Here is a 12,653-nt window from a genome sequence, read left to right on the forward strand (position 1 = left end):
ACCTAAGTTGTAAAAAGAAAGGATGGTATTTATGAACAAACAGACAGCGTTATATAAAAAGGTATTTGGATGTATCATGGGAGGCGTAGTGGGAGACGCTTTCGGCGGACCTGTGGAAGGGATGGATGCTGAATTTATAAGGAAGCTTCATGACGGTCCGGTAACAGATTTAATCAGCTACAAGACCCGTCCGGACGATTTTTTCATGCCAGAATCGCCCAGCGCGTATGCCTGGTCGGACCAGCCGGGAACTTATACGGATGACAGCTATTTTGCAACTGTGAATGCACAATGCATGATTGAACATGAGGGAAGGATAACCTGTGATGAATTGGGAGATTACTGGGTAAAGCATCTGGATGTGAACAGATGCTGGTACAGCAGTGCAGCTTCCTATTGGCGGCTTGTGATGACCTATATGCCGGCGCGTCAGGCAGGTGCAGGGAATATCGGGGAAAACAGCTCCGCTATGTGCATCGGACCAGTGGGAATCATAAATGCCTGCAACCCCAGACAGGCCTCTTTGGATGCCTATGATTTGATGTCTATTATACATCATGACCATTCCAGAGATGCAGCAGGGATTATTGCGGCAGCCGTGGCTGAGGCGATGAATCCTGACAGCACTGTGGACAGCGTGGTTACCGCTGCATTGGAGAATGTACCTGGCGGAAAGTGCAGTAAGATGTATCAGCCGCTTCATCTGGCGGTAAAGCTGGCAAAAGAGGCAAAGGACACGGAAGAACTCACAAAATTATACTATGACCAGCTTCTGATTGACTGGTGCGGAAGAGGCAAGCCTCTTTGTACAGACGGGCGTCATAATGACAGCTGCGAAGCATACGAGTCCATTCCCTGTGCCATCGGAATGTTCTTAAACACAGCAGGTGACTTCCAAAAAACAATTATCGGTGCAGCTAACTTCGGAAGAGACTGCGATACGATTGCATGCATGGCAGGGTACATAGCAGGGGCCTTTGGGGGTATCGAGGCTATTCCCTCAAAATGGACAGATACTTGTCTCAAAGCAAATCCAGACCCCGATTTAGAACAGTTGGCGGTTGGAATGACAGAGGCACTGGTGAAACAAACACAAAGGACTTTGGAAAATTGCAACCTAATTACTAAGATGCATATGGAATAAATCAGAGAGAGGGAAGAGATGAAAAGCCACAATATATATGAGAAGAAATTCCAGAATTATGGGCGGGTACTGTCGGAGTATGATTTCACAGAATTAGTTAACACGTTAAGAAACCATACTCCTCTTCCTGAATCGGGATTTGTGTATCTTAGTTCATGTAAGGAACTGGAATCACTGACCATATTTTCAGAATTACAGAACCGTGTATTTGGAGGGATGCCAATGCAATTAGGATACTGCAACGGGTATAACAATACACTGAATTGTTTGGAATATCATACCTGCAGTGAACTATGTGTTATGGCAGAGGATGTAGTCCTTTTGCTGGGGCAGCGTTCTGACATTGACAGAACAGACTATACTTATGACGCAGGTAAAGCAGAAGCTTTTTTTGTTCCGGCTGGTACAGGTATTGAATTATATGCGACAACGCTGCACTATGCACCGTGCAATGCTCATGCAGGTCAGGGCTATCATGTGGCAAACGGACTTCTCCTTGGGACGAACGGCCAGTGTCCGGCACTTGACAAAAAAGGAGAAGATCAATTGCTGGCAGGCTGTAATAAATGGCTGCTTGCACATCCTGATTCTCCGGAAGCAGGAGAAGGGGCGTTTATTGGTTTGAAAGGTCAAAATATCAGGATCTATCAGGAAGGGTAAACGAGAATGGGAAAAAGGATTTATTTAGGAAATGATACGGCGGGTTATGAATTAAAAATGAAATGTATAGAATATTTAGAAGGAAAAAAGATTCCTTATGCAGACTGCGGCTCAGAGAATGATCCAGACATTGAATCTACAAGATATCCGTTCTTTGCCGCTAAAGTAGCTGCAGCCGTTTCAAGGGGAGAAGCCAGGTGCGGTATCCTGATTTGTGGGACCGGAATTGGAATCAGCATGATGGCAAATAAATTTAGAGGTGTCAGGGCCGCATTGTGCACAAGTACTTACTTATCAAAGATGACAAGAATGCATAATGACGCAAATATCTTATGTATGGGAGGCAAAACTATAGGAGAATGGGAAGCGCTTGATATTTTAGAAACATTTTTAAATACAGAATATGACGGCGGTTTTCATGATGGCTCTTTGAACTTAATCAAAGAGGCCGAGGAATATATGTATAACGGAAAGATATGGGAACAGGAGGCTAGAAAGATCTCTACAGGATCGTTGGCGGATGCGGAGATATTTGACAGAAGCTTGGGATAGATAGTTTCAAAAGAGGGGATTGTGATTCATTTGTCATCACAGTACCCTCTTTTATATATAGAACATTAAATAAAGGCATGCATGATAAAAATACCATAATAGAATAATATATGAAAGACCTATGGTCCCGTATTTTAAAGTATTTCAGAGAGTGTCCGGTATTCTGTAGGAGACATCCCTGCAACTTTTTTAAAAGTATTAGAAAAATAACTTACATCATTGAATCCGACCATTTCCGCAATTTCCCTTAATCTCATCGTGTTATCTTTTAAAAGCTCTTTCGCCTTCTCTATCCGATATCTGGTGAGATATTCTGTGATGGGTTCCCCGACTTCTTTTTTGAACAGCCCTGACATTGTGTTTGAAACAATAGCAGCATTCCAAATATGCAGTATTTAGTTCTGTAATCGAGGCATGCAGACAGCTGACTGCCGCATCCAGTTTATAGGCCGGATAACTTCCCGCAAAAATAAATAATTGGTTTAATGATGGGATAAATGGCGTATGTTCCAACTTCCCGTTATCGTATAAAACAACGCACAGATATCTGGACTGAAGCGGAAATATAACCGGTTTCACATCAGCAAATATATTTCGGAGGAACGTAGAGACCAAATGAATAAAATCTTCTTTGGGCTGGGAAGTACCGTCTATAATCCGGATTTTTATCAGGACACAATTAAATCCACCCGTGGGTATCTGGTATGCTTCCATTTTCTTTACAATTTCATCCTGAGACAATGGGACATCATAGATTAAATCCAGATAGAACTTAAACTGCAATTCATCCCGGCTTTTAGTGACCGTCTCACGTATTGTATCCAGATAGGCCTGCTTCTTCTGTTCTTCCTGAATCATAATTTAATACTCTCTTACCTTTGCATGGGTGCAGGCTGTTTTACGATTGTTTTTGAAGATCTTTTGTCATGCTCTGTCAGAAATTGTGTGATAATAAAGTCCTGCCCCTTTGGCTTATGAGCCGTCTGTGCATTAACTCAGTCTAAAAATGATCAAGCTAAACTTACCGCAAATCAAAACTTATAAAATCAGTTGTCTGTTACGGATAGATTAATGGTATAATTAACGGTAATTTACCGTTGAAAGAATAACGGACATGCAAAGGTGGGGAGTTAAATGATAAAAGTAGCAATTGTTGAGGACGACAGGGATTACTGCGGACAATTAAAAGATTACCTAAGTCAGTATGAAAAGGAATATCATACAGAATTTGATGTTTCTGTATTCTATGACGGAGATGGATTACTGCAGAAAGTCAAAGCGCAGTTTGACATTATCCTGTTGGACATCCAGATGCCACTGGTGGATGGAATTACAGCAGCGAAAGAAATTCGCAAAAGCGATAGTAAGGTGATTATTATTTTTGTGACAACGGTTGCGCAGTATGCGATAAAAGGATATGAAGTTGGAGCGCTCGATTACATTCTGAAGCCAGTTGCCTTTTTCCCATTCTCACAAAGCCTGAAAAAGGCATGTATGAAACTTGAGAAAAATGAAAAGGCATTCCTCTCGTTTCGGGTGAAGTCCGGAATAAGAAGAGTCAATATAGATGATATTTATTATATAGAAAGTCTGCGGCATGTGTTATGCATACATATTTCAGAAGGAAATTTTGAAAGCTATGGGACAATGAAATACTATGAGGAACAACTTCGGCAGTATAATTTCAGCAGAGGAAATAAAGGGTATCTGATTAATCTTAAATATGTCAGCGCGGTTGAAGAAAAGTCCGTATTTGTAAAGGGTGAAGAGTTACTTCTCAGCCGGGGGCGCAGAGGGGAATTTCTTCGCGAGCTTATGAGTTACTGGGAGGGAAAATAATAATGGCAGGGATACTGTTAAATACACCTAAGTACTATACAGTTATAGCAGAGATATTGTCCTGTCTGCTTTATATCATCTTATTTGGGCAGAAGACAAGACAAATATATCAGTATGTCGGACTAATGGTTCTATCCGTGGTACATATTTTTTATTTTATTGCATCTGATGTTATTTATAATAAAATCGGTACTTTTTTTATGGCGGGAACTATTATATTAATGTACCTCTTTTTTATGGTGGGGTGCAGAATGGATTGGCGTAAAAGAGTTTATTGCACAATTCGTTCGCTGGTGCTTGCAGAGTTCATGGCTTCTATGGCCTGGTCGTTATATCTTTTTTTAGTAAGGAAATTTCCTATATCCAGATTAACAGAAACAATCATACTATTATCGGTATATTTGGGAATTATATTTTTATTATGGAATTTAGAGCGAAAGGCATCTTTAGGTAACGAAAAGATTCAGATTAAATATGCAAGTTTGTTTTCCTGTCTGATTATAGGAGTCGGTTCATACATAACAAGTGGGTTAGGTATTAAATATGCCTCGGCAGAGCTTGCAGGGGAATATGGAATGGCTCTTTTTAGCGTCAGAACATTGATTGACCTTGCAGGGGTGACAATGCTTTATGCTCACAATATGCAGTTATATAATGAACAAGTAAATCAAGAGAACTATGCGATACACACGATATTAAGAAATCAGGAGAAACAATATCAGTTTTCACAAGAGTGTATCGATATGGTCAATATGAAATATCATGACCTTAAACAGCAGATTAATATCTGGAAAATGTCGAGCGGAGATTTATCGTACAAAAAATATATGGATGAGCTTTCCAGACAGATGGAGCAGTTTGATTTGAGCATACATTCAGGAAATCAGGTCATAGATACTATTTTGACAGAAAAGACACTACTTTGTGCAAAGAAAGAAATTCAGATTATTACAGTCGTTGACGGAAAAGAGCTTGATTTTATGGAAGTTGCAGATTTATGCTCTATATTTGGAAACGCTTTGGACAATGCTATTGAATATGAAGAAAATCTTCTGGATAAAGAGCAACGGATTATTCGCGTAGTAGTATACAGGGTTCATTCTTTCGTTCTACTTATGTTTGAAAATTATTGCGAAATACAGCATAAATTATATGAAGGTTTACCGATTAGTACAAAGGAAAATAAACTTCTGCATGGATATGGATTGAAAAGTATACAGTATATCGTAAAAAAATACGATGGTCAGATGGATATTGTCCAGAAGGATGGGTGGTTCAAATTAAAGATGATCATACCCCTTCCTGATGAGAACAGAGGTAATTCCCCAGAATTAAAAATAGAAAATAAGTAATAATCGATAACGTTGGTGCAAAAAAAACAACAGTTTGCCGAAAAACTTCCGTGATTTAAAAAAAGAATATACAATCTGATTATTCTTTATAAGAGCTCATTAAAAGAATGAAGTTTGTTAGAAGTCTTTAATCAAGGAGGTTTTTATGAAAGGGAAATGGAAAGCGTTACTGTTTGTACTGGCAGCATCTTTTTTAATACTTGGCAACAGACAATCAGGCATAGTATACGCAGTTGAAGCAACAGAAGTAACAGGTGGGGCCGGGATTGACGAAGATGCAGGAGCCGCAGACGATTCAGGTGCACCATCAAACGGAGAGGCAGCAGATACACCTGGGGACAATTCGGAAGAATCTTCTGATTTCATGTCTCATATGACGATGGAAAAACCTGAAGCAGAAAAGAAACAAATTGATAGCGAAGCAACAACAAGCAATTCTAAAAACACATATGCTGTTTATGCAATTGTGGCCATAGGAATAATTTTTGCGTTAGTAATAGCTATAATTTTGATTACGAATTTCGTAAAAAATATTGGAAAGAAAGCTTATAATAGAATCATGGCCGGCACATTATCTGTTATGTTCCTTATTACCGCAGCTGCAAATGTTCTGGCTCTCGGAAAATATAATCTGGTAATGGACAAGACTTTTGGGACAGGTGAACTTAAGATTACAAAGGAAGAAGGCAGTGAAGATTGGGATGCGGCGTATAATAAGACGGGCACAAGCTCAAAAGAAGAAGCAATAGAGAATGGACAGCACCAGACTGAAACAGAAGAAGAAGAGGGTGCTGTTCTGATGAAAAACGAAAAAAGTGCCCTTCCTTTATCTGACAGTGAAAAGAATGTCACTCTGCTTGGAATTAACAGCGTCTATATTTGTGCAGGAGCACAGGGCGAGGATGTCAGCGGTCAGGCAGGTGAGTTTACGTCTCTTCAGAAAGGACTTGAGCTCGCAGGTTTTTCAGTGAATCCGTCTACAATTGAATTATATAATGGTCTGAGTCAAAATGATAATTATAAGTATGAAACCAAACTGACGAATACAACTGATGAAAGTGTAGCTATTACGAAAGTATATCAGTATGGACATAACAGTGCTGGTTTTAGTAATGACGAGCCTTGGATTATTGGCGAGGTGGAGACAGATAGATATACAGAAGAGATTGAAAATACTTACAAAGACTATTCCGGGGCGGCCATTGTTACAGTGACAAGGGTTGGAGGCGAAGGTTCAGATCTGGCAACGGATATGGGACAGTATTCTGACTATGGCGGTGAAGAAGGAAAACATTATCTGGAACTGGATACTGATGAACAGAATCTGATCAGATATGCAAAAGAGCATTTTTCAAAGGTAATTGTATTGATTAACAGTTCAAACGTAATGGAACTTGGGGAACTCGCAGAGACAAAGACAGTGGATAATCTAGGCGTTGACTCGATCCTTTGGATTGGCGGTGTTGGGGGTACTGGAACAAAAGCCGTTGGCAGGCTTCTCTCAGGGGAAGTAAACCCTTCAGGAAGAACAGCAGACATTTATCCCGCAGATCTTACAAAAGATCCTGCCTGGAATAATTTCGGTACTTATCAGTATTCAAATATAGATGAGAATAATTCTCCGGCGTCTGGTGCTTATCAGGTAGAATACGAAGAGGGAATCTATGTAGGTTACCGTTACTATGAAACTGCGGCGGCAGAGGCTCAGGCAGGTAATTTCGATTCTTATAGTTATGATGATGCTGTTGTCTATCCGTTCGGTTATGGATTAAGCTATACATCATTTGATATGCAATACAATAATACTCCTGTTTATGAAGATGAGACATTTACATTTGAGATAACTGTTACCAATACGGGTGATGTTCCCGGTAAGCAGGTTGCTGAGATATATGCAGAGACTCCTTATACATACGGTGGTGTTGAAAAATCAAAGGTTGTTTTGGCAGGATTCGCCAAAACAGAGAGGCTGGAACCAGGAGAAAGTCAGAATGTAACAATATCAATTGCACGTGATGACCTTGCCTCTTATGATTATCAAAAAGAGAAATGCTATTTGCTAGATGAAGGAACTTATAAATTTTACTTAAGTGAAAATTCTCATAGCTGGGCTTCTATTGATAGTACAGATAGCAGTAAATATTTTGAATATACACTTGATGGGATTGTATATGACAATGATGATACAAAGCGCAATTCTGATGAAGTTACTGCTGTAAATCAGATGGACGAGATAACAAATTATCATTTTGTAGATTATACACATGATAACGCAGATGAAGGTTATGCACATAATATGACACGTGAAGATTTTGCAGGCTCGTTTCCTACCTCACCAACAGATACCGATCTGATTGCCGGTGATGATGTGATTAGCGGGATCAATTATGATGTCCAAGCCAGCATGGATGAATCAGACGAAATGCCTACAACGCAGGCTGATAATGGTCTGCAGTTGATTAACCTTCGTGGCAAAGATTATGATGACTCTATGTGGGACGATATTCTGGACCAGTTAAGTGTGGAAGAGATGCATAGTATTTGTGCATATGGCCACTTTGAAACATCAGAGATTGCATCAATCGGTGCACCTGTAACATCAGATATTGACAGTCCAAATGGGTTTGTAAATTTCTTTAAGCCAGATTTGGTATCTAATGGATATACAACGGAAACTGTACTTGCCTCTACATGGAATACAGAAGTTGCCGCTGGGAGAGGTAACTGTATTGGGGAAGAAGCACTGCAGAATGGAATTAATGGATGGTATGGTCCTGGCTTAAACTTACACAGATCAGCCTTTGGTGGAAGAAATAATGAATACTACTCAGAGGACCCCCTACTCGGCGGATCAATAGCTGCTGCTGAATGTAGTGCAGCAGAAAACAAAGGGCTTATGATATATGCAAAGCACTATGCATTTAATAACCAAGAGGCACACCGTAACGAAGTACTGTGTACATGGGTAAATGAACAGGCAGCAAGAGAACTTTATCTTAAGACTTATGAAATCTATGCAAAAGATAGCACTGCAGAAGTCGTATGTTTAGATGAAGAAGGGAAATCATATACTGTTGAAATGCAGGGAATTGGCGGAATTATGACAGCATACAACATGATAGGTGCCATCTGGGCAGGAGGATGCGAAGCTACAGTACACACAATCCTGCGTGATGAATGGGGACTCGATGGGGCTGCAATTACAGATGCGATTGGTGCATCTAATGCATATGCAAATCCAGATCAGGCTATTCGAGACGGTTCCGACCTGCTGCTTGCATATGATCTGGCAATGAGTGACACTTCATCCGCAACTGCAGTATCTTCATTAAGAGAGTCCACCCATCATATTCTGTATGCAAAGGTTAACAGCAATGCAATGAATGGAATTGCGCCGGGAACAATAATTTCTTATGGAATTGCGCCCTGGAAGGTGGCAGTCATCCTTTGTGATGTAATGGCAGTACTGCTTCTTGCAATAGGTATTATTCTGATGAAAAAGCGCAATACAAAAGTAACTATAGAAATGAACCTAGAAAAATAATCCGTAATAAGATAAAACAGATGTTAAAAAGAATAGTGATTTATAGAAAAAAGCCTGGATTATTTCCATAGACGTATCATAAATATTGATCCCTCCTAGGCAGATTTGGTTATTAACCTTTTCTGCGTAAGAGGGATTATTTTTTATGAACCAATGACATGGAAAGTAACATATTAATTTCAAAAAGTTCTTGCTCATGACGTAACGTCGTGATTTATAGTATAAGCAGGAGGAATAAGCTATGAACAAAAAAAGAGCTATACCTGAAAATTTTATGACAGTCGGTGAACTTGCCAAGAAAATGGGAACAACTGTACGCACCCTGCAATACTACGATCAGGAGGGCGTTCTTTCACCCACCAGCGAAAGTGAGGGCGGACGCAGATTATATACGCATAAAGATATGGTCAGACTCCACCAGATACAGTCGATGAAGTCATTAGGGTTTTCCCTGGATGATATAAAGAGTAAACTGGTTTCCCTTGACACACCGGCAGATGTTGCAAATGTCCTTAATGAACAGTCACTTGCCATTCAGGAAAAAATACGGCAGTTAACAGAGGTAGCTGCTAATATTGATGCCTTAAAAACAGAAGTGCTGCAAATGCAGACCGTAGATTTCAAAAAGTATGCGGATATTATCGTCAACCTTCAAATGAACAATGAATACTACTGGCTTATCAAGCATTTTGATGACGATACATTAGATCATATATCTAACCGCTTTGATAAGGAAAGCAGTATAAAATTTATGGAGCGGTTTAATCAATTAAATGACAAAGTTTTGGAATTAAAACAGAAAAACATTTCTCCGGAAGACGAACATGTACAGGAGCTCGCACAAGAATTCTGGTCTATGGTCATGGAATTTACAAATGGGGAAATGAGTATGCTTCCTAAACTTATAGATTTTGTAAACCTTACGGATGATAACCACGAATGGCTGGAAAAGCAAAAAAATATTAATGAATATCTACAGCCGGCATTAGAATTATATTTTCAAAAAGCCGGTATCAATCCGTTTGAGGGGGTATAACGATGTCTTATGCAATAGAAATCACGGATTTAAAGAAAAGTTACGGGAATACTGAGGTTTTAAAAGGGATCTCTTTCCATGTAAAACAGGGCGAAATATTTGGTATTCTGGGTATCAATGGTGCAGGCAAAACGACTACCCTTGAATGTATCGAAGGTTTCCGCAAATATACTTCCGGAACCATAAAGGTAAAAGGAAAGATCGGTATCCAATTGCAATCCGCCTCATTGCCCTCCTATATCAAAGTAAAAGAAGCAGTACAATTATTTACAAAGTGGAAAAAAGCGGATACAGATACTTCTTTATTATATGCTCTTGGAATAAACGATTTAGAAAAGAAACTTTACACAGAATTATCGACCGGGCAAAAAAGAAGACTGCATTTAGCCCTTGCCCTTATCGGAAATCCTGATGTTTTATTCCTCGACGAGCCGACAGCGGGGCTGGATGTAGAGGGAAGAATTTCTCTGCATAATGAAATCCGCAAATTAAAGGAAAAGGGTACAACGATCATTTTAGCAAGCCATGATATGTCAGAAGTAGAAACTTTATGTAACCGCATCGCAATTCTTAATGACGGGGTTATCAGTTTTTTAGGAACAACAGGCGAACTGGCATCTAAAGTCGGAAAACGGTATATGATAAAAATATTGAGTGAAGATGGCGAAAAAGAATATTCGACAGGCAGTATTGCCGATAGTTTATTAAAGATTTTAGAAGAATATAAACGAAAAAACATTACCATTCTTGATTTAAAAATAAACCGCGGCACATTAGAACAACATTTTATAGATATTGCAAAGGGGTAAATCAATGAACGCTTTATTACTAGGTATTAAACTACAGTTTAAAATGGATATTCGCAGTAAAACGCTTTTGGTGACCTGTTATCTTGTGCCGCTTTTGTTTTTTGCCGTTATGGGTGGTATTTTTACATCACTCATGCCCGAAGCAAAGAATACCCTGATACAATCCATGACAGTTATGGGTGTTTCTATGGGTGCGCTGGCCGGAGTACCGCCTTCAATAGTAGAAATATATGGAACAGATATAAAGAAAATGTATTCTGCCAATGGGATACCTATGTATTTTGGCCTCGTATCATTATTCGTATCTGCTTTCATTCATATAATGGTTATGGGACTGATCATTTTTGCAGCGGCTCCAATCATATTTCACGCAAGTATACCGTCAAATCTGCCGCTGTACTTCCTGGCCCTTGCTTTGTTTATCATAGTATCATTAAGTATTGCATGTATATTGGGACTGGCAGTCAAAAGTCAGGCAAAATTGACAATGTACAGCCAGATTATATTTTTACCCTCAATCATGCTATCGGGTATTATGTTTCCGGCCGAATTCCTTCCTAAAATCCTTGAAAATATAGGAAAGCTGTTTCCGGCTACGTGGGGATATATACTATTATCACAAAATAATAGAAGTTCATCTGCATTCATACCGCTGTTTATAATCCTGTTTACCGCAGTCATTTTAAATAGCATATTATTGAAAAAAATACGTTCCTCCTAGAATTTTGCTAACTCTTTCTCTATGTATTTCACATAAATCCGTTCATTAGGGGTAAGATTATCTTGATGTTCTAACCCAAATGTATATGAAATATCAGGCATTAATCGACGAATAACAAGATTTTCATCGATTTGGGACTTTGCGATTGCTATGTCCTGGATAAAGATACCCATGCCCTCTTTTAACAAATGCCAGGCACCTGACGTATTTCCCTGATACACAATATTTGGATTCATATTTTCCTGATGGAAAGTATACAGTAAATATTGATAGGTAAATGATATCTGTTCCGGAACCAAAAGAGGGACATCTGCCAACTGCCTAATAGGTATTCTTTCTAATTCCGCAAGAGGATGACTTTTGGGCATAACCGCCACAAGGCTGCTCTCACCCGCAGGAATAAATTTATGTTGAGGTTTTTCCCATTTTGCATATGACGTACTGATAATATGCAGACGGCCCGCTTCAAATTCCTCCCTAAGTTCCTTCAAAGAGGTTTCAATAATCTGGATAGGAATATTGGGATAATTTCGCCGGAAACCGGAAATAAGTTCCGTTGTTAAATATAAATCCGGATAGCGGGATATTCCTATCATTGTTTTGATATTAGATTGTTCTTCATATATTTTTTTTGCAGCTTCAGCGTTATTTACACATTCCGAAATCTGCCTTGCAAAAGGCAGGTAAATCCGCCCGTAATCGGAAAGCTCAACATTTCTTGTGGAGCGGATAAAAAGCGGGTGACCTGCTTCATGTTCCATTGTCTGGATATGTCTGGAAAGGGCCGCCTGAGATATATGCATCTGGTAAGCAGTTGCGCTAAAACTCTTTGTGTCGGCTAATACAACAAATTCTAAAATATAAGAAATATCCACGAATGCACTCCTCCTTTCTTCCTATTATTTATTCCAAAACCGCATAAGTCAAGCATTAATTCGCAACAATAAGTAAGTCTGTACCGGCAAAGTTAATGCTATACTTTTATTAGCACAATCC

General features: G+C 39.3%; 12 protein-coding genes. 9 read left to right on the forward strand and 3 right to left on the reverse strand.

Annotation, left to right across the window (positions count from 1 at the left end):
• Window positions 1-31 precede the first annotated feature (31 nt).
• From A8806_RS23545 to rpiB, 3 genes are read left to right on the forward strand one after another with little or no spacing between them, the layout of a single operon-like run.
• The gene (locus tag A8806_RS23545; protein WP_181368858.1) at window positions 32-1,144 is read left to right on the forward strand and encodes an ADP-ribosylglycohydrolase family protein; all 1,113 of its coding nucleotides are present in this window, start codon (window positions 32-34) and stop codon (window positions 1,142-1,144) included.
• 18 nt (window positions 1,145-1,162) lie between these two features.
• Window positions 1,163-1,804, forward strand: coding sequence for a DUF4867 family protein (locus tag A8806_RS23550; protein ID WP_109733611.1), 642 nt, complete (start codon window positions 1,163-1,165; stop codon window positions 1,802-1,804).
• Window positions 1,805-1,810: 6 nt separating this feature from the next.
• Entirely contained in the window at window positions 1,811-2,356 is a 546-nt protein-coding gene (gene rpiB, locus A8806_RS23555) for a ribose 5-phosphate isomerase B (RefSeq protein WP_109733612.1), read from the forward strand.
• 134 nt (window positions 2,357-2,490) lie between these two features.
• Here the strand turns inward: rpiB and A8806_RS27165 are convergent, their stop codons facing one another.
• Window positions 2,491-2,712, reverse strand: a complete 222-nt coding sequence (locus A8806_RS27165; RefSeq protein ID WP_109733613.1) for a helix-turn-helix domain-containing protein — start codon at window positions 2,710-2,712, stop codon at window positions 2,491-2,493.
• On the reverse strand, window positions 2,618-3,214 hold the full coding sequence (locus A8806_RS26030) for a hypothetical protein (RefSeq protein ID WP_146203322.1): 597 nt from the start codon (window positions 3,212-3,214) through the stop codon (window positions 2,618-2,620). The genes A8806_RS27165 and A8806_RS26030 overlap by 95 nt, the downstream gene beginning before the upstream one ends.
• 276 nt (window positions 3,215-3,490) lie before the next feature.
• Between A8806_RS26030 and A8806_RS23565 the strand changes: the two genes are divergently transcribed.
• The 6 genes from A8806_RS23565 (at window position 3,491) to A8806_RS23590 (ending at window position 11,657) form a co-directional block, all read left to right on the forward strand.
• The gene (locus A8806_RS23565; RefSeq protein WP_109733614.1) at window positions 3,491-4,195 is read left to right on the forward strand and encodes a LytR/AlgR family response regulator transcription factor; all 705 of its coding nucleotides are present in this window, start codon (window positions 3,491-3,493) and stop codon (window positions 4,193-4,195) included.
• Window positions 4,196-4,197: 2 nt separating this feature from the next.
• Window positions 4,198-5,547, forward strand: a complete 1,350-nt coding sequence (locus tag A8806_RS23570) for an ATP-binding protein (RefSeq protein ID WP_109733615.1) — start codon at window positions 4,198-4,200, stop codon at window positions 5,545-5,547.
• Window positions 5,548-5,692: 145 nt separating this feature from the next.
• Entirely contained in the window at window positions 5,693-9,091 is a 3,399-nt protein-coding gene (locus tag A8806_RS23575; RefSeq protein ID WP_109733616.1) for a beta-glucosidase, read from the forward strand.
• A gap of 241 nt (window positions 9,092-9,332) precedes the next feature.
• Window positions 9,333-10,127 carry a MerR family transcriptional regulator gene (locus A8806_RS23580; RefSeq protein ID WP_109733617.1) on the forward strand — a complete coding sequence of 265 codons (795 nt, stop codon included), beginning with the start codon at window positions 9,333-9,335 and terminating at the stop codon, window positions 10,125-10,127.
• Window positions 10,128-10,129: 2 nt separating this feature from the next.
• Window positions 10,130-10,936, forward strand: a complete 807-nt coding sequence (locus A8806_RS23585) for an ABC transporter ATP-binding protein (RefSeq protein WP_109733618.1) — start codon at window positions 10,130-10,132, stop codon at window positions 10,934-10,936.
• Window positions 10,937-10,940: 4 nt separating this feature from the next.
• Window positions 10,941-11,657, forward strand: coding sequence for an ABC transporter permease (locus tag A8806_RS23590; protein ID WP_109733619.1), 717 nt, complete (start codon window positions 10,941-10,943; stop codon window positions 11,655-11,657).
• On the opposite strand, the gene A8806_RS23595 is transcribed toward A8806_RS23590, so the two are convergent.
• A complete protein-coding gene (locus A8806_RS23595; protein WP_109733620.1) occupies window positions 11,654-12,532 on the reverse strand; it encodes a LysR family transcriptional regulator in 879 nt (292 codons plus the stop codon). The two genes, A8806_RS23590 and A8806_RS23595, sit on opposite strands and share 4 nt — an antisense overlap.
• Between the last annotated feature and the right edge of the window lie 121 nt (window positions 12,533-12,653).

Origin of the sequence: Faecalicatena orotica (assembly GCF_003149245.1) — a bacterium.
Taxonomy (GTDB): domain Bacteria; phylum Bacillota; class Clostridia; order Lachnospirales; family Lachnospiraceae; genus Faecalicatena_A; species Faecalicatena_A orotica.